This is a genomic window from Sporosarcina sp. FSL K6-1522, from assembly GCF_038622445.1.
Lineage (GTDB): Bacteria > Bacillota > Bacilli > Bacillales_A > Planococcaceae > Sporosarcina.
Genome location: NZ_CP152019.1, coordinates 481,581 through 505,689, shown reverse-complemented (window position 1 = coordinate 505,689; position 24,109 = coordinate 481,581). Strand labels below are relative to the sequence as shown.

The window sequence follows — 24,109 nt, the reverse complement described above, 5'->3', positions numbered from 1 at the left end:
ATTTATAGATTGAAGGAGGGAAACTTCTATGGGATACAGAAAACTTGGACGTACAAGTTCACAACGTAAAGCGATGCTTCGCGATCTAGCGACTGACCTTATCGTACATGAGCGTATTCAAACAACGGAAGCACGCGCGAAAGAATTGCGTTCAGTCGTTGAGAAAATGATTACGCTTGGTAAACGTGGAGACTTGCATGCACGTCGTCAAGTTGCACAATTCATCCGTCGTGAACTCGTTACGGTAACAGATGAAGAAGGCAAGGAGACAGAAATCTTCGCAATCCAAAAACTTTTCGATAACGTTGCTCCACGCTACGCAGAGCGTCAAGGTGGATACACACGTATTATGAAAATGGGACCTCGTCGCGGTGACGGTGCACCTGTCGTCGTAATCGAACTCGTTTAATTTATTCAACAAAGGGGTGTGTCTGGCGTACCCAGAGCCACATCCCTTTTTTTCAAAATGATTTATACGACAACTTTAAAAGCTGAGTGTTATGATCCGCAGTAGTTGACTACTGTCTGGTCTAGCTCTACGTACCTCATCCGCGGTGCCGGATTGAGCACCTGGCATCTGTTATAGACATGAGCGCATTTCTTCGGATGAGGTGCGCGCTTTTTTTATTTAAAATTATAGTCAACGCTATTCAGAGGATTCCTTGCATTGTGCTTGGAATCCTTAGTAGTATACATAGAAAGAAATTAGCTGGGGGTGGTAGGCAATGAAGGAAATTCTGTCATTGGATAATGTGACTTATTCTTATCAAACAGAGGACGAGGAGACGAAAAAGGCAGTCGATGGCGTGTCATTCACGGTTCACGATGGTGAATGGATCGCCATCGTAGGTCATAACGGTTCTGGAAAGTCGACACTAGCGAAATTGATGATTGGACTTCTGTTCCCTGATGAAGGTGATATCAATGTCTTTATCGAGAAATTGACGGAAGATAATTTATGGATGATTCGTTCCAAGATGGGAATTGTTTTTCAAAATCCGGATAATCAGTTTGTCGGTTCAACTGTCCAGGACGACGTTGCGTTTGCCCTTGAGAATAATGGCGTTCCATTAGAAGAAATGGTGAGCCGTGTTCATGAGTCACTTGCACAGGTGAATATGGCGGAATTTCTTGATCATGAGCCTCACCATCTCTCAGGTGGTCAAAAACAGCGGGTAGCGATTGCAGGGGCATTAGCGTTGCGTCCAGAGTTGTTAATTATGGACGAGGCGACCTCCATGCTTGATCCTCAAGGTCGTGATGAAGTGATTGGGATTGTAGCAGAGCTAAGACGTCAAACAGGGCTTACGGTCATTTCAATCACGCATGACCTTGAAGAGGCGTTGCTTGCGGATCGAATTATTGTCATGAATAAAGGACAGCTGTTGACGGTTGGAACGCCAGAGCAAATATTTGCGCGGGGCGATGAACTTGAACAAATTGGGTTGGACTTGCCGTTTGCGTTGAAAGTATCGGAGCTGTTACGTGAGTGCGGAGTCGCATTGAATGGTGAACATATGACAGAAGAAGAGTTGGTGAATGAGTTATGGACATCTCACTTCAGCAAGTAGGCTATTTGTATGGCAAGGATACGCCTTTTGAGAAAAGGGCTTTGCAAGGAGTGAATGCCACAATTCACTCTGGCTCCTATACGGCAATTATTGGGCATACAGGTTCGGGGAAATCGACATTGCTGATGCATCTGAATGGTCTGCTGAAGCCTTCGGAAGGGATTGTGCAAATCGGGGAGGCTCAAATTTCTGCCGGCACAAAGGCGAAAGGATTGAAAGAAATTCGGCGCCATGTAGGGATTGTCTTTCAGTTTCCTGAGCATCAGCTTTTTGAAGAGACTGTAGAGAAGGACATTATGTTTGGACCGATGAATTTTGGTGTCCCGGAAGAAGAGGCACGCCGACGTGCGCATGAGTTAATTGCGCTGTTAGGGCTGCCGCCAGAAGTTGCGCAAAAATCACCTTTCGATTTGTCTGGTGGACAAATGCGTCGTGTGGCGATTGCAGGTGTCCTGGCGTTTAAGCCATCTGTTTTAGTTCTCGATGAGCCGACTGCTGGGCTAGACCCAAGAGGGCGAAAAGAGATTATGGAGCTGTTTAAGCGCCTGCATGAACAGGAGCAGTTAACGACAATCCTCGTGACACATAGCATGGAAGATGCAGCTCGTTATGCAGACAACTTGATTGTCATGCATGGAGGCAGCTCTGTGATGACTGGCACGCCGCAAGAGGTATTTGGAGATGCAGAGAGGCTCGCAACTTACAGGCTGGGCTTACCGCGTTCTGTGCGCTTCCAGCGTGATGTTGAGCGAATGATAGGTCGTCCGTTGCAAGGGTTAGCGTTGACAGAGGAACAGCTAGCACAGGCGATTGCTGTTGCTGCCCAGGAAGAAGGTGGCCGTTAATGCTAGAAAAAATGATTTTCGGCCGTTATATCCCAGGTACATCATTTGTTCATAAGCTGGACCCACGTTCTAAGCTGTTGTTTGTTTTCTTCTTTATTATCGCTGTATTTCTTGCAAATAACGCAGTAACGTATGCGGTGTTATTAGGTGCCACATTGTTTGTGATTTTTAGCTCGCGTATTCGGTTATACTTCATAATTAATGGACTGAAACCAATTATATTCCTTATCATTTTTACGTTGCTTATGCACATCTTTTTTACAAAAGAAGGTGCGTTACTTGTGGATTGGGGTATATTAAAGATTTATGAAGAAGGATTGAGACAGGGGATTTTCATATCTATTCGTTTTTTAGTTTTGGTGTTGATGACATCGATTTTAACATTGACGACATCCCCGATTTCAATTACGGACGGGATGGAAGATTTACTAGGGCCCTTCAAGCGTTTTAAACTACCTGTTCATGAGTTGGCGTTGATGATGTCGATTTCGTTACGCTTCATCCCCACATTGATGGACGAAACCGATAAAATCTTGAAAGCACAGCTAGCAAGGGGTTCGGATATTAGTACGGGCTCCATCAAACAACGAATTCGTGCAGTAGTTCCGCTTCTCGTTCCTTTGTTCGTGAGCGCCTTCAAGCGGGCAGAAGATTTGGCAATCGCTATGGAAGTGCGTGGCTATCGTGGAGGCGAAGGAAGGACGAGGTATCGACAATTGAAGTGGCATTGGCGGGATACTGTAGCAATGGCCCTGTTCGTTGTCCTCGTAGGCGTCCTCGTGCTGTTAAGGGGATAGGGAGGCAAGTTGTAGATGAAACGTGTAAAAGCAGTTGTAGCATATGATGGAACGAATTTTGCAGGCTATCAATCGCAGCCAGGTGGCGTGCGGACGGTTCAGTCGGAAATTGACAAAGCGTTGGTGAAAATCCATAAGGATAAAGGGATCCATTCGGTCGCAAGTGGTCGAACGGATGCAGGTGTTCACGCCACTGGACAAGTTATTCATTTTGATACGCCGTTAGCGTTACCATTGGATCGTTGGCAAATGGCGTTGAATGTGTTATTGCCAACGGATATTCGAATTGTCGATGTGGAGTTTGTTGATGATAGTTTCCACGCACGGTATTCCGCCACGGGCAAGACGTATGTGTACAAGTGGTCTTATAGCGAGGTGCATAGCCCGTTTGAACGGAATTATTCGGTTCATCTGGGCAGATGGCAGCCCAATGTTGTGCTCATGAAGGAAGCGGCTGTTCACTTTCTCGGTACGCATGATTTTACAAGTTTTTGTTCATCGAAGACCGCGACGTCCAATAAAGTGCGAACCGTACGTTTGCTAACCATTGAAAAACAAGGTGATTTGCTCGTATTAACAATCGAAGGCGATGGGTTTTTATACAACATGGTAAGGACGATTGCCGGCATGTTATTAGCCGTTGGCATAGGATGGAATACGCCTGCTGACGTCAAGCGTATACTGGAGTCATGTGACCGGAAAAAGGCCGGTAAAACCGCGCCAGCACACGGTTTGTACCTTGAAAGTGTGACCTATGGGGACTGAGACAACTTTTCCTCGTGTTTTAAAATAGTTGCTTGACTTATTGTGGAATTCAATGTAAGATGAGTAATGGTATTTCAATAACCCCACAAAAAAGCCCCGGAAGGTTTCTTGTGTTTAGGGATAGAGAAAACGGAACTAATGATATTTCATTTAGGAGGATACAAATATGCGTACAACATTCATGGCTAAAGGTCACGAAGTAGAGCGTAAATGGTACGTTGTCGACGCTGAAGGACAGACACTTGGTCGTCTTGCTTCAGAAGTTGCATCGATTCTACGCGGTAAACATAAACCAACGTTCACACCACACGTTGACACTGGTGACCACGTGATCATCATCAACGCTGAGAAAATTGAACTAACAGGTAACAAATTGAAAGACAAAATCTACTACCGTCACTCAGGTTACACTGGTGGCATCAAGCAACGTACAGCGCTTGAAATGCGTACGAACTACCCAACAAAAATGCTTGAATTGGCTATCAAAGGAATGCTTCCAAAAGGTCCTTTAGGTCGTCAAACATTCAAGAAATTGAACGTATACGCTGGAGCGGAACATCCGCACGCAGCACAAAAACCGGAAGCATACGAGCTTCGCGGATAATTAGAGGAGGAAACACCTTTGGCACAAGTACAATATCTCGGCACTGGCCGTCGTAAAAGTTCAGTAGCTCGTGTTCGTCTCGTTCCTGGAGAAGGCAAAATTGTCATCAACAACCGTGACGCAGAAGACTACGTACCATTCGAAACACTTCGTGAAATCATCAAGCAACCACTAGTTGCTACAGAAACTCTTGGAAGCTACGATATCCTAGTAAACGTCAACGGTGGCGGTTACACTGGACAAGCTGGCGCAATCCGTCATGGCGTTGCACGCGCACTTCTTAACGTAGACCCTGATTTCCGCTCAACACTTAAAGCGGCAGGACTACTTACGCGTGATGCACGTATGAAAGAGCGTAAAAAACCAGGTCTTAAAGGCGCACGTCGCGCACCACAGTTCTCAAAACGTTAATTTTATATTATCGTATGCAAAACCCTTTCTCACTTCGGTGGGGAGGGTTTTTTTGTTCTGTAAAAAATTCGTAAATTATCTAGCAGGCATATTGGCAATAATAGGGGCGTCTTATAAAGTAGAGGGCATAGGATGGGATAATAATGAAGTTAAATTACTACCTTTCAGGAATCTTTTAGGATTCCCTTTGCTTTTGAATGCGTGGTTCTTGTTTTCTGATGATATTAATATTTACGATAAGGAAATTGAGAAAGATAAATGTAGAAAAGATCGGGGTCGTTGCGGAATATGATTTTAATGTAGATCACATTTTGGACCTTTATCCAAGTTATCAAAAGGACGGTTCCATAGTCTTCCTAGTTAGATTATCAGAGGGGACGCAACTGTATAGGTTTACTGGAGACGAGTTAAGCCATATAGAAATACCTGACGCCGATATAGGTTATGACTGGATGTATTATAATGATGTAACATACGTATTAGCGGAAGTAGATAACAGGCATAGTGTGATTTCTATTTATGATAGCAACATTGATATTACATATTTAGATGAACTAACAGGTGAAAAGGAAATCATGTCTATTAGGTTTGTAGTGAAGCCTTTTCTGGTTGTATTAGTAGAAAATTATGAGGGAGATCGGGTTGGTTATTCAATTTGTTATGAGCCTGGAAAGTTAGTGAGTAGACCAGCGAATGTAGTTGGACTTTATACATACTCATCGTTGTTACAATCGTTTAATCATTCGCCTCACTTGATCATTGAAGATGGTAATCAAGTAGGGTTGATGAATATGAACAATGAAAAAGATCGAGATAAGGAATTGCTTCAGCTCGATTTATATTATCCGGCAGTTTATTATCTAAGTCCTGATGAAGTGATTGTAATCGGACAACGGGAAATACATGATTCCACTTCTGTAACAGGTAAGATTTTAGATGGGAAAGGAAATATCGTATATGAATTTCCTGATCAAGTGTTGGCTTTGGAAGATTATAAAAGAAAAATTGTTCATAGGGATCTTGAAATTCAAAAAGTAGAAGGCGCATATATGATTTCAAGTCAAGACATGGTACATTATTTTATCGAGAGCAAGAATTACACATATGAACCCAGTTTATATCAAGCTAAGCTGCAAGAAAAATTAACAGAAGCGCAGGCGACACTTGAACAATTGGAGAAGGAAGGTTCAAAGGCTTCCTTTAAAAAGCAAGTTTACATATATACAAGCACGGGCGAAGGTTGGATAGTTCTAGGTTATCTCGCTGTATTCATTCTTGTATTTGGTGGGATTTATTTTTACGAAGTACTTAATGAAAAAAATTATAAAAAGCGTATAGAAAAAGCTTTTGCGAATGGTGGAAAGAAAATACGAGCCAATGTTAGGAAAGTAGAAATGACAGGTGTGACTCTAAATGAACTGCCTCAAGTGAAATTAACAGTGGAATCTAGATGGGAAGATAAAATGACACGTGTAAAGTACAAAACATATATATTTCCATATGCACCGATAACAGAGGATTCATCTGTAGATGTCGTTTATGACTCTGTTAAAAAGAAGGTGATAGGATCTGCGTAAGATGAACGGTGCAGGGTAGTCAAGAAATTGCTTCAAGTGCTATGATGTCCAGCTCGGATACAGTGCGCTTTTTCTATTCATTCGATTGTGTAATAAGGAGATAAAAAGATTAATATTCCAATTAATCAAAGAATAATGGGCGAAAACCATTGTCTAAATGTAGTTTTTCGTGTAACCTTGTCCATGAGCAGGTCTTTTATGGGTAGCTTTGGATAGGTCGGTACTTGGCTCAATCCTTTATTAAGAGACCTCCTTTTTCACGGACTGAGATTATTGAACATTTCAAGTCATTGTGAAATGTCGAAGGTTATATCGATAAAAATTAAATAGATTAATTTAAATAAGTGCTCACATTTGTGAGGTAAAAGGGAAGCTAGTGAAAGTCTAGCACAGCCCCCGCTACTGTAAGAGTTGATGAAATTGCGAAACCACTGAGAAATCGGGAAGGTGCAAGAGTAAGAAGACGCTCAAGTCAGGAGACCTGCTTATTTAAACGACACATACTTTTCGGAGGGAGAAGTGTAGGCGAAACAATGAGCTCAATTGATTTGTGCTTCAGTGTAATTCTATTTACTGGATTTTGCATGCCTATACTCCTTTGAAAAGGAGTATAGGCATTTTTTATTTGGGAGGAAGATCATGAAAAAGGGAAAAATTTATGTTGTTGGTTTTGGGCCTGGAGATGGTGATCATATTACCAAACGAGCAATAGATGCGCTACAGGAAAGTGAATATATTATTGGTTATAAAACATATGTAGATCTTATCAAACACCTAGTCACGGCGAAATCCATTGTCAGTACGGGGATGACGGAAGAAGTATCACGTGCGCAAGACGCTGTGAAGAAAGCGGAAGCAGGCGGGATTGTTTCGGTAATTTCTAGTGGCGATTCAGGTGTATATGGGATGGCTGGCTTGGTGTATGAAGTGTTGATTGAACAGGGGTGGACTGAAAAGGAAGGCATTGCAGTAGAAATTGTTCCGGGTATTTCAGCTATCAATTCATGTGGGAGTATACTTGGCGCACCGATTATGCACGATGCCTGCACAATTAGTCTGAGTGACCACTTAACGCCTTGGACGGTTATTGAAAAGCGTATTGAAGCGGCAGGGATGGCTGACTTTGTAATTGCTCTATATAACCCGAAAAGTGGACGACGGACACGTCAAATTGTAGAAGCACAAAATATTTTATTAAAGTATCGTTCGCCAGATACACCTGTTGGCTTGGTGAAGAGTGCTTATCGTGAAAATCAAAACGTAGTTCTGACAACGCTATCGGAAATGCTTGAACACGATATCGGAATGCTAACAACGGTCATTATCGGTAACTCATCTACGTTCTTTTATGATAATAAAATCATCACCCCGCGGGGCTACCAACGTAAATATACGTTAGGTGAAGGGAAGCAAAGTTTAAAACCACACCAACGTTTGAAGAAGGAAGCTGAACCGTGGGCACTGGATCAGGAAACAGGTGAGGCAAAGGCAGGCTATGAGCAAATCGAAAGTATAGCAGCTAGACAAGAGCCAGAGCCAAAGAAAGAGCAACAGGTTCCATCACTGGATATGGCGTTGCAGGCTTTATCGATGGTGACAGAAGAGAAAGTGGAAAATCCTTTTTTAGTGCAACAGTCGATGGAAAGTATATTTGAATTTGCCGTTTCCCCTGGTGTGGTCAATAAAATGATGACAGCAGAGCAAATGCGCGTATTGGCAGACGTTGTCGGGGAGAAAGGTACCTTGGAGTATACGCCTAGTCACCGTTTGGTTGTAAAGGTGCCAACAGATCAACCCGAAGCGATTGTTGCGAAGCTTGAGCAGCATCATTTACGCGTCATGCCTGTAGGAGATGTCGTAAAAGTGAAGGCTTGTGATTTTTGCTACGGTGAAAAAGCAGATGCTATTCCGTATGCAGAAGAAATTGCAGCTACATTGGATGGGTTAAAACTGCCAAAGCAATTGCACGTTGGTGTCAATGGGTGTGGAATGGCCTGCTATCGCCCAGTGTTTGATGACATAGGGATTGTCTATCGGAAGAAAAAATTCGACTTATTTATCGGTGCGAAGCCAGTCGGTCGCACAGCCCATGCTGCTCAACCAGTTGCGGAAGGAATTGAACCCGATGATCTAATTCCATTAGTTACAAAAATTATAGAAGAATATAAGCAAAACGCACATCCGAATGAACGCTTTTTTAAATACTTTAAACGTGTCAAAAAAATATTACATTTTAACTATCATGATATGAGTTCCAAAATTGAAGTAGAGCCAGCACCTTGTGGGGATTAGGAGGATTGTATGATTTTATTTTTAGCAGGTACTAGTGATGCTAGGGAATTGGCGATTCATTTACAAAGACAGGGCTATTCTTTGTTAGCGACAGTCGTGACAGAATCTGCAGCCGAGAGCTTACGGGCCAACGATATTGCTTATCAGGTGGGGCGGTTATCAGTGAATGATATGGTGGCGATCATTCAGAAGCATGAAATGACTTGTGTAGTGGATGCCAGTCATCCGTATGCAGAAGAAGCGTCGAAAACCGCGATGGCAGCGGCAAAAGCATGTGATATTCCTTATATTCGCTATGAGCGCCCGAAAGAAGAGTTTATTTCTCCACTGATTACAGAGGTGGAAGATTATGAAGAGGCGGCCAAATTGGCGCAAGCACATAAAGGGACCATCATGTTAACAACAGGTAGTAAGACGCTAGAAGTTTTCGCAAAACACTTATTATGTGATGACATTCGGCTGATCTGCCGTATGCTTCCCAACTTGGAGAATATGGAGAAGTGCAATCGGTTAGGGATCAAACAAAAGGACATCGTTGCCATCCAAGGTCCATTTTCAGAATCACTCAATAAGTCATTATGTGAGCAATATAATGTCACTTTAATGATCACTAAAGAAAGCGGTAAAGTCGGTTCTGTAGATGAGAAAATATCAGCTGCTCTTCAGTTGGAAATCCCCGTGATTTTAATTAAACGACCAAAGGTTCAATATGATAATTTTGGTACGTCATTCGAGAAAGTTACTCAACTATTAGGAGGTTTTTTAAAATGAAGAATCCAAACATGGACTTTAATACAAAATTTGTCCCGCTTACGGTAGACCCAGATAAGATTTATGATCACAGTTTTGCAATGATTAAAGAAGAGATGGGTGAACATCCATTTACAGATGAGCAATGGTTAGTCGTTCGTCGTGTCATTCACGCTTCGGCTGATTTTGAGTTAGGACGTAGCATGGTTTTCACACCTGATGCGCTAGAAGCGGGTATTCAGTCGATTTTAGCAGGTCGTCATGTCGTGGCGGATGTACAGATGATTGAGAGTGGTTCAGGACGCAAACGCTTCCAAAAGCACGGTGGGGATTTACATTGTTATATTGCGGATGAGGATGTCTCGAAAGAAGCGAAGGCACAAGGAACAACGCGTGCCATCATTTCTATGCAAAAAGCCACGCGTTTACAAGAGGGTGGGATATATGCGATTGGGAATGCGCCAACTGCGTTGTTAGAGTTAATTCGTTTAATTAAAAATGGTGTCGCCAAACCGGACTTAATCATTGGTATGCCAGTAGGCTTTGTTTCAGCTGCGGAGTCGAAAGAGGAATTAGCCATTCTCGAAGGGATTCCATTCATTACAAATATAGGGAGAAAGGGTGGCAGTACAGTGACGGTAGCTGCACTGAATGCCATTTCGATTATGGCGGATGAGCGTGCAAAACAAACGAACTAAAAAAGATCCTTCACAAATGCGGCATGGCTATACAACAGGTTCTTGTGCAACAGCGATGACAAAGGCGGCCTTGCAAGGGCTGGTGACGGGACGGGTGCCGGAAGAAGTCACCATTTACTTACCGATTGGCCAGTATGCGACATTTAAAGTATCAGCGTTTGAAGAAGTAGAAGGCGGCATTATGTGTGAAACGATTAAAGATGCCGGAGATGACCCAGACGCTACACACAAAGCGAGAATTCAAAGTACTGTTTTTTATTCTAAAGAAAAAGGTATCCATCTGGACGGCGGGATTGGCGTAGGGCGGGTAACGAAAGCCGGACTTCCTGTACCCGTTGGCCAGGCGGCTATTAATCCGGTGCCGCGAAAGATGATATTGGGCGTCGCGCAAGAAGGAATCGAACACTATCAAATAAATCGTGGAATTGACGTAGTCATTTCTGTGCCTGACGGAGAAGAAATTGCCAAAAAGACATTGAATGGCCGTCTAGGTATACTCGGCGGCATTTCGATATTAGGAACACGCGGAACGGTCGTGCCCTTCTCAAGTTCTGCTTATATGGCAAGTATCGAGCAAGCGATTAGCGTTGCAAAAGAAGCTGGATGCCAGCATTTAGTTATTACGACGGGCGGGCGTAGCGAAAAGTATGCTTTGAAACAGTATCCACATTTACCGGAAGAAGCATTTATAGAAATGGGCGATTTCATTGGTTTTACGCTGAAACATATTGCACGTCAAAAAATCCCTCAAGTCTCTCTCGTAGGAATGATGGGGAAATTTTCAAAGTTAGCGCGAGGCGTTATGATGGTTCACTCAAAAAGTGCGCCAATCAGCTTTGAATTTTTGGCGGAATTGGCAAATCGGGTAGGTGTCGATGAAGAGACACAGCAGGAAATTTTGCAGGCAAATACCGCCTCGCAAGTCGGGGAAATCCTTCAAGGAAATGAAGCATACTTCGAGTCTCTTTGTAAAAATTGCTGTTATTACGCACTGAATCATATGCAGGCGGATATAAAAGTGTCAACTAGTATATATGCCATGAACGGAGACTGTCTAGGAAAGGCTGAGAATATTGACAAATTGGATGAAAATGATTGGTATAGGGGATAATGGCGCGGCAGGATTACTCCCACAATACATAGAGTGGATTCATGAATGTGACGTTTTAGTCGGCGGCGAACGTCATCTACAATTTTTTCCTTCTTTTAAAAAAGAGAAAAGAGTGATTAAAGGCGGTTTATCGGCATTAGTAGCCGACTTGCAGGAAGAAACGCGCAATGTCGTTATTTTAGTATCCGGTGATCCACTGTTTTACGGACTTGGGAGTGTGCTTGCGAAAAAAATCTCATTGGAGATTTATCCTTATACGAGCTCAGTCCAGCTTGCTTTTTCAAATATGCAGGAAAGTTGGCAAGATGCGTATATCGTCAGCTTGCACGGTCGTTCTATTAAAGGCTTTGCACAGAAAATAGACGGTCGTAAAAAAGTAGCCGTCTTAACAGATGACACGAATTCGCCGCAAGCCATTGCAGCTTATTTAAAACGTTACAATATGACGGAATACGATGCATTCGTTGCAGAGAATCTACAGGGGGAAGATGAGCGTTGTCGTTTTCTTTCATTAGATGACATGGAGCAAGCTCCTTTTTCACCTTTAAATGTGGTCATTCTAAAGCAGCGCACAGTAATTGAACGCTCTTCAATTGGCATTCCGGATGATGCATTTCTTCAGCGGAAGCCGGATAAAGGGTTAATCACGAAAAAAGAAATTCGTACGCTGTGCTTGCAAGAGCTTGAGTTGAAAGAAACGAGCATCGTTTGGGACATCGGCACTTGCACGGGATCTGTTGCGATTGAAGCAGCAAAAATCGCACGTGAAGGGGCCGTGTATGCCATTGAGAAAAATGAAGGTGACCTTGAAAACTGTTTGGAAAATCAGCTAAAACATCGAGCCGATTTTACAGCAGTCCTCGGAAAAGCACCGGATCGCCTAGAAGAATTCCCTGATCCAAATGCCATCTTTATTGGCGGCAACGGCGGGAATATGGAGCATTTACTAGAAACGTGCATCACGCGTCTGCAGCCCAATGGTCGCCTAGTGATGAATATCGCTACGATAGAAAATTTGGCGGAAGCCATGCAACATCTAAAAGCATTAGGTTGTGAAGTATCCATCTTACAGGCGCAACTATCAAGAAGTAAACCGATTTTACATTTAACGCGTTTTGAACCGTTAAATCCAATTTATATTGTTACGGCAAAGAAAGGAACGAATGAATGAGCATAGGAAAATTATATGGATTAGGCGTTGGACCAGGAGATCCGGAATTAATCACAGTAAAAGCATTTCGTAAATTACAAGAGTGCCCGGTTATTGCGTATCCGAAAAAACTAAGAGGCAGTAAATCGTATGCTCATCGTATTGTTGATGTGTATATTAACCCAGCGGAAAAAGAGATGCTTGGTTTAGTATTTCCTATGACGAAAGACGAAGAGACATTGCGTGCTGCGTGGGAAAAATCAGCGGAAGAAATTTACGGCTATTTAGCGCAAGGCAAGGATGTAGCGTTTGTGACAGAAGGGGACCCGATGTTGTTCAGCACCTTTATTCATTTGATGAAATTAATGAAAACAGTGCATCCAGATGTTCCGATTGAAACAATCGCTGGCATTTCGTCATTTAATGGGACTGCCAATCGACTAGGTATTGCGCTAGCTGAAGGTGATGATCATGTCGCCATGATTCCGGCTACGGAGGATATGGAAGAGATGCGCCGAGTGATTGAAAGCCATGATGCGATTGTTTTTATTAAAATCGCAAAAGTGCTAGATCCGATGTTGGATTTACTGGAAGAAATGAGTTTGCTAGAAAACACGCATGTCGTTACGAAGGTAACTTCTGACGAAGAAGTGATTTGGAAGACAAATGAACTCCGAGGTGCCGATTTAAATTACTTATCCTGTATGGTGGTGCGCAAATGACGAAGAAAATTTGGATTGTCGGGGCAGGCCCCGGAGATCCCGACTTAATCACGGTAAAAGGGTTGAAGTTGGTACAAACAGCGGATGTCGTCATGTATACCGATTCACTTGTCAGCGAAACGTTAGTGGAGGAAGCGAAGGAATCCGCGGAAGTGATTCGTACAGCGGGGATGCATCTACAGGAGATGGTCGATTGTATCGTTGAACGTGTCAATGCAGGAAAAACGGTTGTCCGTTTACATACGGGAGATCCAGCGATGTACGGAGCCACAATGGAGCAAGTGGCGCTACTGAAACAACATGACATTGGCTATGAGGTCGTGCCTGGTGTCAGTTCTGTTTTTGCAGCGGCAGCGGCAGTCGGTGCAGAGTTGACAGTCCCTGATTTAACACAAACTCTTATTTTAACGCGAGCAGAAGGGCGTACACCTGTCCCAGAGCGCGAAAAATTACAAGCATTGGCCGGTCATCATTGTACGATTGCGATGTTTTTAAGTGCGACATTGACAAAGAAAATTGTTAAAGAATTGCAAGCGGCGGGCTGGGCAGATGATACGCCAGTGGCAGTTGTGCAGCGTGCGACATGGCCAGATGAAAAGATTGTGCAAACAACCCTGATTGAATTAGACGAAGCGATGCGTGTCAATGGTATTCGTAAGCATGCGATGATTTTGGCAGGTTGGGCATTAGATCCGCATATCCATGAAAAAGAGTATCGTTCAAAACTGTATGATAAAACATTTACGCACGGCTTCCGAAAAGGTGTGAAGGCAGATGATTGAATTACGCGAAGGGGAAATCCCTGTCGTCGACAAGCGCAAACCGTATGCTCTCGTAGCCATTACGAAACACGGGGTCGTCAATGCCAGAAGTTATATGGAAAAGTTCCCGTATGCAGACTTGTACTATATGAAAAAGTTTGCAAAAGGCGACGAAGAGACGCGCCATATTCAATTATTTGATGGCACGGTACGCTTATTACTGCCTGCATTGTTCCAGCAATATAAAGGGGTTATCTGTGTCATATCCCTTGGTGCGGTTGTGCGCATGATTGCGCCGATTATGGTGGATAAAATGACAGATCCTGCTGTATTAGTTGTCGATGATCTCGGTCAATATGTTATCAGTGTATTATCCGGTCATATTGGTGGGGCCAATGAGCTAACGTATGAATTTGCCAATGCGATTGGTGCCACGCCTGTTGTCACAACGGCATCTGATGTGCAAAAAACAATCCCCGTCGATTTATTCGGCGCCAAGTTTGGTTGGATGTGGGATAGTCAAGAAAAATTGTTACCGGTAAGTGCATCGGTTGTCAATGAAGAGCATGTTGCCATTGTGCAAGAAACAGGAGAGAAAAACTGGTGGATGCATGATCGTGCGATGCCAGACAACTTGAATATCTATCCATCGACGACAGCAGCAATTCAGGCAAAGCCACAAGCCACCTTGCTCATTACGGATCGAATCATCGAAGCGCATGAGGAAGTGTTGCTGGACAATGGTGTGATTTATCGTCCGAAATCCATTGTGCTTGGCATTGGTTGTAATCGTGGAACGACTGTAGAGGAAATTGAACAAGTTGTAGACGAGACATTGGCGGAACTACGTTTGAGTAAAAAAAGTGTGAAAGCGGTCGCGACGATTGATTTGAAAAAAGACGAGGTAGGTTTGCTGGACTTAACCGCCAAGCATAATTGGTCGTTTGTGACATATACGCCAGAGCAGCTCAATGAAATGCCACTGTTGAATCCATCAGAAACGGTCTTTAAATACACAGGCGCCTATGGTGTGAGTGAGCCGGCAGCATTGCGTTATGCGAATGCGACAGAGTGGGTCTTAGAGAAAAAGAAAAGTGGCAATGTGACGGTGTCCATTGCACGTGTCAATTTTGAGGAGTGCGGACAATGAATCGATTTGTGCTAGCGGGTACAGGAAGCGGTGTAGGGAAAACGACGTTCACGATTGGAATCATGCGTGCACTGATGAAGCGGGGGTTAACAGTTCAAGGCTTTAAATGTGGCCCAGACTATATTGATCCAACGTATCATACTGCTGTCACCAAACGTCCCTCTCGAAACATTGATAGTTTCATGATGGGGCATGATGTCATTCGTGCAATTGTTGCAAGAGCAAGCCGAGATATAGACGTCGCGATGATTGAAGGTGTGATGGGCTTTTATGATGGCAAATCTCCATTGTCAAATGAAGGATCAGCTGCAGATATTAGTGAGATTACAGAAAGCCCCGTCATTTTAATTGTCAATGCGGCAAGTATGGCAAGAAGTGTAGCGGCAATTGTAAAAGGCTTCCAACTGCTAGATGACAACGCCAATATCGTTGGGGTTATTGCCAACCAATTGGGTAGTAAGAGTCATTTTGATATTGTTAAAACAGCCATCGAAAAAGAATGTGGTATTCCTGTCATTGGTTATTTGCCAAAGGATGCTGTCCCTCCGATGCCAAGTCGTCATTTAGGTTTAGTGCCGGCCATTGAACGTGGGGATTTGGATTCCTATTTTGACAGCCTAGCAACAGCTATTGAGGAAACGGTGGATATTGAGCAGTTACTAGACATTACGCAAGCACAAGCGATAGAAATAACTGCATCGATTTTTGATGTTCAGCCAGAAAAGCCAGAAGTTCATATTGCGGTTGCGAAGGATGCAGCTTTCAACTTTTACTATGAAGAGAATTTCGAATTATTGCGCGCAAATGGTGCAACCTTGCACTTTTTCTCCCCCTTACAAAATGAAGAAGTCCCTATAGAAGCACAAGGGTTGTATATCGGTGGGGGATTCCCAGAAGAATTCGCCGGACAATTGGCAAAAAACGAAAAAGCGAGGACATCCATTCAAAATGCAATCAATCGAGGTCTGCCGACATTGGCTGAATGTGGCGGTTTTATGTATCTGACAGAGGAAATCGTGGATCGAGGGGCCGGGGTCTACCCAATGCTCGGGGTGATTCCGGGACGTGTGCGTATGCAAGACAAGCGAGCTGCACTTGGTTATAGAGAAATCACGGGTGTTGCCGGCAATTTCTTAATCGATGAAAAGACGCAGGCAAAAGGGCATGAGTTCCATTACTCAGCATATGAGGGGGAGCATACAAAGCCTGCTTATTTTAGTAAAGGTCGGTTCCGCGCGCAACAAGAAGGTTATTTACACCAAAATCTTGTAGCGGGCTTTACACATTTCCATTTTGCGTCGAATCCACAGCTCGTAGAAAATTGGTTGACAGCATGTTTGGAGGATGAACAATGAACTATTTCCCACTGTTAATGGATATAGATTATAAAAAAGTTGTCATTGTTGGTGGCGGCCATGTCGCACGTCAAAAGATTGAAGCTTTACTGCCGACAAAAGCGCAGATAACAGTTATTAGCCCGGCAGTGACAGAGACTATACAACAGTACGTGAATGAAGGACTTGTGACATGGCAAGAGAAAATGTTCGAACCTGCTGATTTGGACGATGCCGCATTAGTATTCGCAGTGACGGATGAAGAAGAAGTGAACAATGCAGTAGAAGAAGCGACGCAGCATTGGCAATTACTCAGTCGTGCGGATGCCAAAGGACGTGTGGATTTTATCAATCCGGCAGTCGTTCGTCGGGGCGGCTTTGTTGTGACAGTATCGACGTCTGGAGCCAGTCCTGGTTTAACACGTAAAGTAAAGGCTGACTTGGCGGAGCAATTCGGAGATCATTACGCGGCGTATGTGACATTTTTAAAGGAAGCGCGTCAGCAAATTTTACAGGTGTTTGATGGAGAGGCGAAAAAACAACGACTGGCTGAATTGCTAGATCCACAAATTTTGCAGTGGTTTGAACAAGGTGAAGAGCGAAAGTGTCAAGCATGGCTACAACAGCGGATAGGAGAAAGCCAGTGAGTGGATTTGTATACATTGTAGGGGCAGGTCCAGGTGACCCAAAACTACTGACGATTCGAGGATTAGAATGTATTCAACAAGCAGATGTGATTTTATATGATCGCTTGGTGAATGCGGAGTTATTAAAGCATGCAAAAGTAGATACTGAGCTGATTTATTGTGGGAAAGAGCCAGGTAAACATGGCATGATTCAGGATGAAATCCACCGCACGCTTGTGGAACAGGCCAATCTTGGCAAGCATGTACTTCGCTTAAAAGGCGGCGATCCATTTGTTTTTGGACGCGGCGCAGAAGAAGCTGCGATTTTACGGCAAGCGGGTATTCCATTTGAAATTGTTCCGGGCATTTCAGCAGGAATTGCGGCCCCTGCTTATGCAGGAATTCCAGTGACACACCGCGATCATGCCGCAAGCTTTGCGATTGTGCCAGGTCATGGCCGTGCAGAGAAAGGGAACGATTTCTTGAACTGGTCAGCACTTGCTCAAATCGATACCGTGGCATTTTATATGAGTGTCGGCAATATCTCACATATTACGAAAAGTTTAATAGTCAATGGTAGAAGTGAAACAACCCCTGTTGCGGTGATTGAATGGGGCACAACGGAAAACCAGCGGACGATTACAGGTACTCTTGCTACGATTGCGCAAGACATTCAACATCACCAGATCTCCAATCCATCGATGATTTTAGTGGGAGATGTCGTCAATGTGCGTGAAGAAATTGCTTGGTTTGAAGAAAAGGGGCATGCAAAATGTTAGAAGCAATGAAAAAACGCCGTGCGATTCGCCAGTTTAAAACGGATGAAGTCGAACGGGAAAAAATTGAGACATTATTAGAAGCAGCAACGTATGCGCCGAATGATCGCATGCGCGAACCTTGGCACTTCTATGTATTGCAAGGCGACAGTTTACAGCGTTATGAACAAGTGGCACTCGATTATTTAGAACAACGTTTCCCGACCAAACCACATTTAGTAGAAAGCTCAATGGAGGCGATTACTAAGACACCGCTGATTATTGTCGTGACTTCCGCTATTGTGGACGGGGATGAGGGAGCGACGAAAGACAATACATTCGCGGTGAGTGGCGCTATTATGTCGATGTGGTTAATGGCGGAGCAGCTAGGATTAGGTATGGTATGGCGTACACGTGGTGTGGGGTTAGTACATGACACAGCGTTGCATACATTCATCGGAGCATCAGACAAAGAGCAATTGGTAGGAACGCTCTGTATCGGGTACCCGGCTGAAGAAATCACTTCTGCAAAAAAACGTACACCATTTGCTGACAAAACGACTTGGTTATAAGGGGGACTGGAAATGACAAGACAAGGTATGTTGTTAGTGTATACCGGTGAAGGAAAAGGGAAAACAACTGCATCACTCGGCGTCACATTGCGTGCAATTGGTCGAGGCATGAAGGTTAAATATTTTCAATTCATCAAATCGCCTGAGCGTACATATGGCGAACAAATTGCCTTGCGAAAACTGGGGGTCGAAACGGTGCAATTAGGCATCGGATTTACATGGACGAAAACACCTGAGGAGCATAGAGAAGCACTTGCAAAAGCTTGGCAACTTGTCAAAAAAGAGCTGCAAGATGAAACGACAGATGTATTAGTGCTGGATGAGTTGAATAATGCGTTAGCGATCACGCGTTTTCCTGTCGAGGATGTCTTGCCATTGGAGGACGTGTTAGAAGCCATTGAAAATCGTCCAAAGACCATGCATTTGGTCGTTACAGGGCGTTCAGCACATCCATCTCTCCTCGCGTTAGCCGACTTAGTGTCAACAATTGAGGCAACCAAACATTATTATACCGAGCAGGATGTTCAAGCGATGAAGGGGCTTGAATTTTAATGAAAGCGATTATGATTTAAGGAATCGCATGTTCACACGTTATTATTTCAATCAAATCCGTGTAGCAATACAATCATAGGAAAGTATCGAGGAGAAGATTCAATGATAAAAGGGTCTCTTTTACAAATTGATTTTGAAAAGCTATGGAAAGAGGGCATGTTAGATTGGCATGGCAAGATGCCAGAACGCATGACGGATGACGGATTGGAAGAAGCTTTTTGGGCACAATCAATGAAGAAAAAAACCTATAAGCAAACAGACGAGTACGCGAAAGAAATATACGAAAAAATGAAGCAGCATATTCCACAAGAGGCAAGTTGCATTGAAATTGGACCGGGATGGGGCAACTATACATTCCAACTGAGTGAAGATGTCAAACGTTTAACGCTCGTTGATGGTTCTAAAAGTGTGCTTGCCTATTTGAAACAATATTATGAGCGTAATGCGTCTGTTCAGTTTGTGCATAGTAAATGGGAAGAAGCACAAATAGAGCCGCATGATGTGGTAATTGGGGTGAACTGCTTTTATCGTATATACGAAATGGCAGCAGCGTTGCAAAAAATGAATGCACTCGCAAAAAAATGCGCCATTATCGGCTTAACGACAGGTCCCATTCAGCCGCATTACGTTACCTTAGATGAACAGTTTGGCTATGACATTAAGTATCCGCGGCGTGATTATATTGCTATTCTCAACATGCTGTATCAGTTAGGCATTTACGCAGATTGTGAAATGATTAAACTAGAACGTACATATCGCTATGATACATTGGAACAACTATATGAAGCACAAAGTAAAAAAATCCTATCCACGCAGTTTAAGGTGGCACATGTGAAAGCCTCACTGGAACCTTTTATAACGATGGAGGATGGCCAACATGTGTATCGCCATCCATTCTATGCTGCAATTATCAGTTGGAAGCCGTGAATGTAGCATGACTAAGTTTCGATTTACAGTATTAATAAGCGCGTTACTGATATGCTTGTTTGCTTCAATGACTTTTGCAGTGATGGTAGGCTCCGTAGGGATAACACCAAGCATTATTTTGGAAGTACTTTTTTCAAAACTCGGGATTTCGTTAGGGACGGTGGCTTCAAAAGCACAAAGCATCATTATTTGGGAAATTCGTTTACCTCGTGTGGTACTTGCAGCAATTGTTGGCGCGGCCCTGGCGATTAGTGGCGCGGCGATTCAAGCATTGGTTAGGAACCCGATTGCAGATCCTTATATTTTGGGGGTATCGTCTGGTGCGTCAGTGGGTGCAACGTCGGTCATTTTACTTGGTGCATTTAGCACTTTGGGGACCTATGCATTATCCTTTGCAGCTTTTTTAGGGGCTATTTTGGCTGTCATAGTTGTCTTCTTGTTGGCGCGCGTCAATGGACGCACGTCCGTTATTCGTCTGCTCTTGGCAGGGATTGCGATTTCGATGGTGTTTTCCGCAATTACCAATTTTCTGCTGATGACATCCAAGCAACAGGGTGGTATTCAAGCCGTTATGCATTGGATGCTTGGTAGTTTGGCAGGTGCGAAGTGGTCAACGATTGGCATCCCATTTTTTACGTTTTTCCTTGTTTTTGTCTTGCTGTTGCTGAATTATCGTCAGCTAAATGCTCTGCTCCTTGGGGAAGAACTAGCTACTACACTTGGTATTAACCTAGAACGTTTTCGAATTTTCATTATACTTGTTGTGTCGTTATTAACAGGTGTTGTTGTTGCAAGTAGCGGTAGTATTGGTTTTGTTGGTTTAATCATCCCGCATCTTGTGCGAATGATGATAGGGTCGAACTACAAACTAGTTCTACCGATGAGCGCATTAATGGGTGCCATTTTCTTAGTCTGGGCGGATATGGTTGCACGGATTGCGATAGCACCTGAAGAAATGCCCATCGGAATTATCACTGCCGTTTGCGGAGGGCCTTTCTTTATTTGGATGCTTAGACGCCGTCGATATTCTTTTGGGGATGGTGAATAAAGATGTTGCGGGTAGAGGAGATTTCATTCTTAGTAGCTGACAAGCAAATTTTACACGATATTTCGTTTTCATTGGAGCAAGGTACATTTATTGGCATCATTGGGCCCAATGGTAGTGGGAAATCGACGATGTTAAAGATTATCTATCGCTATTTAAAACAAACGAGTGGAATTGTGACACTCTATGAAAAAGATCTTGTTCAGATCACGCAAAAACAGCTCGCGCAGGAAATGGCGGTCGTGAGTCAAGAAACCCCTGTACTCTTCGACTTTACCGTGCATGATTTAGTGATGATGGGTCGAACGCCGTACAAACAATGGCTTGCAAAAGATAGCAAAGAAGATTTTGCCATTGTCGAAGAAAGTATGCGGCTTGCCAACGTCCAACATTTAAAAGACCGGACATTCGGTCAATTATCTGGTGGTGAAAAGAAACGGGTTATGCTTGCGCGCGCACTTGCACAACAGGCGAAAATCTTGATTCTAGATGAACCAACGAATCATCTAGATATTGAACACCAGCTCCAGTTAATGGATCTGGTGAAGGGACTACCGATTACGATTGTAGCCGCATTGCATGATTTAAATTTAGCAGCCAGCTATTGCGATGAATTACTTGTCATGAAAGATGGGGCTCTTTTTATGAAAGGAACACCTGAACAGGTACTGACAGAGGAGACTATGAGGCAAGTTTTTCAAATACAAGTGGGTATTTCAAAGAACCCATTTACACAAAAGTTACATCTGTTTTTTTACACAGATCATAAGAAAGAAGTGGGCGTATAATGAAAAACAAATTAATGGGGGCCTTCCTACTTTTAACGGTCTTCCTAGTATTATCAGCATGCTCGGGGAAGGATGCAAATGAAGAAGTAGAGAAAGACGATGCTACAGACAAACAAGCGAAGCAAACAGAAAAAATATTGATAGACAATGAAGATTTTGTCATTGAATACACTGAAGTACCTAAGCGTGCAATTTCATTAAATCAGCACGTAACAGAGATCATGTTAGCGCTTGGTTTAGAAGATTCAATGGTTGGGACAGCTTATTTGGACGATAAAGTGTACGAGCCATTGCAGGAAGCATATGAGAAAGTACCCGTATTAGCTGAACAATACCCATCAAAAGAGCAAATAATCGAGGCGGAAGCAGACTTTCTATATGGTGGTTGGTCAAGTGCATTTAGCGAGAAAAGCGTTGCTACACGTGAAGAATTTAAAGCGTTAGATATCGACAGTTATTTACAATCATCGTCTGTCAATGTCGCACCCTCATTGGAAGATATTTATGCAGATATCCGAAATATCGCGAAAATCTTCCGTGTTGAAGAGCGTGGGGAGAAATTGATTGACGAAATGAATCAAGACATTGAAGCCATTACGTCTAAAATGCCGGAAGCAACGGAACCGTTGAAAGTGTTCGTATTCGATAGCGGAGAAACAGACATAACTACAGCCACGCAGAACTTCATGAATACACTTGTGACAATGGCTGGAGCGAAAAATGTTTTCGGTGATATAGAAAGCAACTGGGCAACGGTATCTAAAGAAGATGCTGTTGAGCGCCAACCTGAAATGATTGTCATCATTGACTACGGTTCTACGACGGCAGAACAGAAGATAGCTTTTTTGAAAGCTGATCCAGCGTTAAGTCAAACACCTGCCGTGCAAAACGAGAAATTTGTCATGTTGCCGTTATCGGCGGCGTCTGAAGGCGTTCGTGTAGCAGAAGCACTCGAAATATTAGCAAAAGGTTTTTATCCAGAAGCTTACTAACTTGAATCAGCAGGGAAATCAAAATCCTGACGTAATTACACCAAGGCTTAATTGATTTAATCATTTAAGGAAATGGAGGAGTAGGTTTCATGGCTACATGGAATTTAACGCAAATGCAGCGCCACTTGCTAATTTGTAATGGGGCAACTTGCATGGGGGCAGGCGCTGAAGAAGTGACACAGCAAATCCGTGACGAAATTCGTGCTCATCATTTGGATGAGCAAATTCATACATCACGGACCCGTTGTAACGGTCGTTGTAAAGATAAATGTGTCGTGATTGAATACCCAAAAGGCACATGGTATTCCGTGCAACAGGAAGAAACGGCACGTGCTATTGTTCATGAATCGGTGGCGGAAGAATCGATTATATATGCCATGGAGCATGGTGAGCGTCAACGGGGTGAAACACGCATTAAAGGGATCGATAAATATCGAAAGCGAAAAGGGCCAAAGAAAAAAGCGGTGTTGTTTGTGGGGCATGGCAGTAGGCTAGAGGCAGGAAATGAAGAGGTTCGCCAATTTATTGAACAAACGAAAGAGCAGATTGACCCGTCCCTACTTGTGGAAACTTGTTTTTTAGAATTTGCATCGCCGAATATCGAAGATGGGATTCAACTTTGTATTGAAAAAGGTGCGGATGAGGTCCATGTGATCCCCATCATCCTATTACATGCAGGACATTCCAAACTGCACATTCCAGCTGAAATTGAGGAAGCTAAAGGACTTTTTCCAGATATTCGTTTCACTTATGGCCAAACGATAGGGATTCATGACGAGGTTTTAGACATTTTGAAAACAAGACTGGCTGAAGTAGGTTTTGATGTCAATCAGAAACACGAGGAAACCGCAATTCTATTCATCGGACGAGGTAGTAGCGATGTAGATGCGAAGGCTGATTTTTATACCATTCGCGAAAAGCTATGGGAACAAGTAAATGTGCCCATTTTGGAATGTGCTTTTATCGGAGTTACGACCCCTACTGTGCAGGAAGGAATGGAACGTTGTATCGAGTTAGGTGCGAAGAAAATTATTATGTTACCGTACTTTTTATTCACAGGTATCTTAATGGAAAGAATGAATCGCATGGCCGAACAGTTCAAAGTGGATTATCCACAGACATCTATTGATATTGCTGGATATTTTGGCTATCATCCGAAATTGAGAACGGTATTGTTAGAACGTATGAATCAAGCTTTAGATGGAACCTCGACGGGAATGCAAGATTTAGAAAATTTCCGTCGATATGTGGAAAAGTACGGGTATGAGCATACGCATTAAAAAGTATGTGAGATCTTTTTGAGGTATCAGCTGC

Annotated in this window: 26 protein-coding genes and 1 riboswitch; all 26 genes read left to right on the top strand. The window is 43.4% G+C overall.

What is annotated here, in order from left to right; all coding sequences use genetic code 11:
* The first annotated feature begins 28 nt into the window (after positions 1 to 28).
* Positions 29 to 409: a 50S ribosomal protein L17 gene (gene rplQ / locus MKY34_RS02395; RefSeq protein ID WP_342513662.1), complete on the top strand. Its 381-nt coding sequence runs from the start codon at positions 29 to 31 to the stop codon at positions 407 to 409.
* Positions 410 to 725: 316 nt separating this feature from the next.
* A complete protein-coding gene (locus MKY34_RS02390; RefSeq protein WP_342513661.1) occupies positions 726 to 1,571 on the top strand; it encodes an energy-coupling factor ABC transporter ATP-binding protein in 846 nt (281 codons plus the stop codon).
* The gene (locus tag MKY34_RS02385; RefSeq protein WP_342513660.1) at positions 1,547 to 2,416 is read left to right on the top strand and encodes an energy-coupling factor ABC transporter ATP-binding protein; all 870 of its coding nucleotides are present in this window, start codon (positions 1,547 to 1,549) and stop codon (positions 2,414 to 2,416) included. Before MKY34_RS02390 ends, MKY34_RS02385 begins: the two co-directional genes overlap by 25 nt.
* Positions 2,416 to 3,213 carry an energy-coupling factor transporter transmembrane protein EcfT gene (locus MKY34_RS02380; protein WP_342513659.1) on the top strand — a complete coding sequence of 266 codons (798 nt, stop codon included), beginning with the start codon at positions 2,416 to 2,418 and terminating at the stop codon, positions 3,211 to 3,213. The genes MKY34_RS02385 and MKY34_RS02380 overlap by 1 nt, the downstream gene beginning before the upstream one ends.
* Positions 3,214 to 3,228: 15 nt before the next feature.
* Positions 3,229 to 3,978: a tRNA pseudouridine(38-40) synthase TruA gene (truA, locus tag MKY34_RS02375; RefSeq protein ID WP_342513658.1), complete on the top strand. Its 750-nt coding sequence runs from the start codon at positions 3,229 to 3,231 to the stop codon at positions 3,976 to 3,978.
* A 166-nt stretch (positions 3,979 to 4,144) separates the two neighbouring features.
* Positions 4,145 to 4,582 carry a 50S ribosomal protein L13 gene (rplM, locus tag MKY34_RS02370; protein ID WP_342513657.1) on the top strand — a complete coding sequence of 146 codons (438 nt, stop codon included), beginning with the start codon at positions 4,145 to 4,147 and terminating at the stop codon, positions 4,580 to 4,582.
* An 18-nt stretch (positions 4,583 to 4,600) separates the two neighbouring features.
* Positions 4,601 to 4,993 (top strand): 30S ribosomal protein S9, encoded by a 393-nt coding sequence (rpsI, locus tag MKY34_RS02365; RefSeq protein WP_342513656.1) that lies wholly within the window; start codon positions 4,601 to 4,603, stop codon positions 4,991 to 4,993.
* Positions 4,994 to 5,238: 245 nt separating this feature from the next.
* Positions 5,239 to 6,570, top strand: coding sequence for a hypothetical protein (locus MKY34_RS02360; protein WP_342513655.1), 1,332 nt, complete (start codon positions 5,239 to 5,241; stop codon positions 6,568 to 6,570).
* A 325-nt stretch (positions 6,571 to 6,895) separates the two neighbouring features.
* A riboswitch (cobalamin riboswitch) is annotated at positions 6,896 to 7,074 on the top strand.
* 135 nt (positions 7,075 to 7,209) lie between these two features.
* Positions 7,210 to 8,862: a precorrin-3B C(17)-methyltransferase gene (gene cobJ / locus MKY34_RS02355; protein ID WP_342513654.1), complete on the top strand. Its 1,653-nt coding sequence runs from the start codon at positions 7,210 to 7,212 to the stop codon at positions 8,860 to 8,862.
* Between the two features lie 9 nt (positions 8,863 to 8,871).
* Positions 8,872 to 9,633 (top strand): precorrin-6A reductase, encoded by a 762-nt coding sequence (gene cobK / locus MKY34_RS02350; protein WP_342513653.1) that lies wholly within the window; start codon positions 8,872 to 8,874, stop codon positions 9,631 to 9,633.
* Positions 9,634 to 9,644: 11 nt separating this feature from the next.
* On the top strand, positions 9,645 to 10,310 hold the full coding sequence (locus tag MKY34_RS02345) for a precorrin-8X methylmutase (RefSeq protein WP_342515172.1): 666 nt from the start codon (positions 9,645 to 9,647) through the stop codon (positions 10,308 to 10,310).
* Complete coding sequence (locus tag MKY34_RS02340; protein ID WP_342515171.1) at positions 10,285 to 11,421, top strand: cobalt-precorrin-5B (C(1))-methyltransferase; 1,137 nt, start codon at positions 10,285 to 10,287, stop codon at positions 11,419 to 11,421. Before MKY34_RS02345 ends, MKY34_RS02340 begins: the two co-directional genes overlap by 26 nt.
* Complete coding sequence (gene cbiE, locus MKY34_RS02335) at positions 11,396 to 12,592, top strand: precorrin-6y C5,15-methyltransferase (decarboxylating) subunit CbiE (RefSeq protein WP_342515170.1); 1,197 nt, start codon at positions 11,396 to 11,398, stop codon at positions 12,590 to 12,592. The genes MKY34_RS02340 and cbiE overlap by 26 nt, the downstream gene beginning before the upstream one ends.
* Positions 12,589 to 13,293: a precorrin-2 C(20)-methyltransferase gene (cobI, locus tag MKY34_RS02330; RefSeq protein WP_342513652.1), complete on the top strand. Its 705-nt coding sequence runs from the start codon at positions 12,589 to 12,591 to the stop codon at positions 13,291 to 13,293. Before cbiE ends, cobI begins: the two co-directional genes overlap by 4 nt.
* Positions 13,290 to 14,075, top strand: coding sequence for a precorrin-4 C(11)-methyltransferase (gene cobM / locus MKY34_RS02325; protein WP_342513651.1), 786 nt, complete (start codon positions 13,290 to 13,292; stop codon positions 14,073 to 14,075). The genes cobI and cobM overlap by 4 nt, the downstream gene beginning before the upstream one ends.
* Positions 14,068 to 15,204 (top strand): cobalamin biosynthesis protein, encoded by a 1,137-nt coding sequence (locus MKY34_RS02320; protein ID WP_342513650.1) that lies wholly within the window; start codon positions 14,068 to 14,070, stop codon positions 15,202 to 15,204. Before cobM ends, MKY34_RS02320 begins: the two co-directional genes overlap by 8 nt.
* Positions 15,201 to 16,559 (top strand): cobyrinate a,c-diamide synthase, encoded by a 1,359-nt coding sequence (locus MKY34_RS02315; RefSeq protein WP_342513649.1) that lies wholly within the window; start codon positions 15,201 to 15,203, stop codon positions 16,557 to 16,559. The genes MKY34_RS02320 and MKY34_RS02315 overlap by 4 nt, the downstream gene beginning before the upstream one ends.
* On the top strand, positions 16,556 to 17,185 hold the full coding sequence (locus tag MKY34_RS02310; RefSeq protein ID WP_342513648.1) for an NAD(P)-dependent oxidoreductase: 630 nt from the start codon (positions 16,556 to 16,558) through the stop codon (positions 17,183 to 17,185). Before MKY34_RS02315 ends, MKY34_RS02310 begins: the two co-directional genes overlap by 4 nt.
* Positions 17,182 to 17,943 (top strand): uroporphyrinogen-III C-methyltransferase, encoded by a 762-nt coding sequence (cobA, locus tag MKY34_RS02305; RefSeq protein WP_342513647.1) that lies wholly within the window; start codon positions 17,182 to 17,184, stop codon positions 17,941 to 17,943. Before MKY34_RS02310 ends, cobA begins: the two co-directional genes overlap by 4 nt.
* Positions 17,937 to 18,491: a nitroreductase gene (locus MKY34_RS02300; protein ID WP_342513646.1), complete on the top strand. Its 555-nt coding sequence runs from the start codon at positions 17,937 to 17,939 to the stop codon at positions 18,489 to 18,491. Before cobA ends, MKY34_RS02300 begins: the two co-directional genes overlap by 7 nt.
* Before the next feature lie 12 nt (positions 18,492 to 18,503).
* Positions 18,504 to 19,043 carry a cob(I)yrinic acid a,c-diamide adenosyltransferase gene (locus MKY34_RS02295; RefSeq protein WP_342513645.1) on the top strand — a complete coding sequence of 180 codons (540 nt, stop codon included), beginning with the start codon at positions 18,504 to 18,506 and terminating at the stop codon, positions 19,041 to 19,043.
* A 102-nt stretch (positions 19,044 to 19,145) separates the two neighbouring features.
* A complete protein-coding gene (locus MKY34_RS02290) occupies positions 19,146 to 19,970 on the top strand; it encodes a class I SAM-dependent methyltransferase (RefSeq protein ID WP_342513644.1) in 825 nt (274 codons plus the stop codon).
* 7 nt (positions 19,971 to 19,977) lie between these two features.
* Positions 19,978 to 21,018, top strand: coding sequence for an iron ABC transporter permease (locus tag MKY34_RS02285; RefSeq protein WP_342515169.1), 1,041 nt, complete (start codon positions 19,978 to 19,980; stop codon positions 21,016 to 21,018).
* 2 nt (positions 21,019 to 21,020) lie between these two features.
* Positions 21,021 to 21,803, top strand: a complete 783-nt coding sequence (locus MKY34_RS02280) for an ABC transporter ATP-binding protein (RefSeq protein ID WP_342513643.1) — start codon at positions 21,021 to 21,023, stop codon at positions 21,801 to 21,803.
* A complete protein-coding gene (locus MKY34_RS02275) occupies positions 21,803 to 22,795 on the top strand; it encodes an ABC transporter substrate-binding protein (protein WP_342513642.1) in 993 nt (330 codons plus the stop codon). Before MKY34_RS02280 ends, MKY34_RS02275 begins: the two co-directional genes overlap by 1 nt.
* A gap of 89 nt (positions 22,796 to 22,884) precedes the next feature.
* A complete protein-coding gene (locus tag MKY34_RS02270) occupies positions 22,885 to 24,075 on the top strand; it encodes a CbiX/SirB N-terminal domain-containing protein (protein WP_342513641.1) in 1,191 nt (396 codons plus the stop codon).
* The last annotated feature ends 34 nt before the right edge of the window (positions 24,076 to 24,109 follow it).

Coding starts and splice junctions, on each gene's coding strand:
- rplQ (WP_342513662.1), top strand. CDS start 29: ATGGGATACAGAAAACTTGGACGTACAAGTTCACAACGTAAAGCGATG.
- MKY34_RS02390 (WP_342513661.1), top strand. CDS start 726: ATGAAGGAAATTCTGTCATTGGATAATGTGACTTATTCTTATCAAACA.
- MKY34_RS02385 (WP_342513660.1), top strand. CDS start 1,547: ATGGACATCTCACTTCAGCAAGTAGGCTATTTGTATGGCAAGGATACG.
- MKY34_RS02380 (WP_342513659.1), top strand. CDS start 2,416: ATGCTAGAAAAAATGATTTTCGGCCGTTATATCCCAGGTACATCATTT.
- truA (WP_342513658.1), top strand. CDS start 3,229: ATGAAACGTGTAAAAGCAGTTGTAGCATATGATGGAACGAATTTTGCA.
- rplM (WP_342513657.1), top strand. CDS start 4,145: ATGCGTACAACATTCATGGCTAAAGGTCACGAAGTAGAGCGTAAATGG.
- cobJ (WP_342513654.1), top strand. CDS start 7,210: ATGAAAAAGGGAAAAATTTATGTTGTTGGTTTTGGGCCTGGAGATGGT.
- cobK (WP_342513653.1), top strand. CDS start 8,872: ATGATTTTATTTTTAGCAGGTACTAGTGATGCTAGGGAATTGGCGATT.
- MKY34_RS02345 (WP_342515172.1), top strand. CDS start 9,645: ATGGACTTTAATACAAAATTTGTCCCGCTTACGGTAGACCCAGATAAG.
- MKY34_RS02340 (WP_342515171.1), top strand. CDS start 10,285: ATGAGCGTGCAAAACAAACGAACTAAAAAAGATCCTTCACAAATGCGG.
- cbiE (WP_342515170.1), top strand. CDS start 11,396: ATGAAAATGATTGGTATAGGGGATAATGGCGCGGCAGGATTACTCCCA.
- cobI (WP_342513652.1), top strand. CDS start 12,589: ATGAGCATAGGAAAATTATATGGATTAGGCGTTGGACCAGGAGATCCG.
- cobM (WP_342513651.1), top strand. CDS start 13,290: ATGACGAAGAAAATTTGGATTGTCGGGGCAGGCCCCGGAGATCCCGAC.
- MKY34_RS02320 (WP_342513650.1), top strand. CDS start 14,068: ATGATTGAATTACGCGAAGGGGAAATCCCTGTCGTCGACAAGCGCAAA.
- MKY34_RS02315 (WP_342513649.1), top strand. CDS start 15,201: ATGAATCGATTTGTGCTAGCGGGTACAGGAAGCGGTGTAGGGAAAACG.
- MKY34_RS02310 (WP_342513648.1), top strand. CDS start 16,556: ATGAACTATTTCCCACTGTTAATGGATATAGATTATAAAAAAGTTGTC.
- MKY34_RS02300 (WP_342513646.1), top strand. CDS start 17,937: ATGTTAGAAGCAATGAAAAAACGCCGTGCGATTCGCCAGTTTAAAACG.
- MKY34_RS02295 (WP_342513645.1), top strand. CDS start 18,504: ATGACAAGACAAGGTATGTTGTTAGTGTATACCGGTGAAGGAAAAGGG.
- MKY34_RS02290 (WP_342513644.1), top strand. CDS start 19,146: ATGATAAAAGGGTCTCTTTTACAAATTGATTTTGAAAAGCTATGGAAA.
- MKY34_RS02285 (WP_342515169.1), top strand. CDS start 19,978: ATGACTAAGTTTCGATTTACAGTATTAATAAGCGCGTTACTGATATGC.
- MKY34_RS02280 (WP_342513643.1), top strand. CDS start 21,021: ATGTTGCGGGTAGAGGAGATTTCATTCTTAGTAGCTGACAAGCAAATT.
- MKY34_RS02275 (WP_342513642.1), top strand. CDS start 21,803: ATGAAAAACAAATTAATGGGGGCCTTCCTACTTTTAACGGTCTTCCTA.
- MKY34_RS02270 (WP_342513641.1), top strand. CDS start 22,885: ATGGCTACATGGAATTTAACGCAAATGCAGCGCCACTTGCTAATTTGT.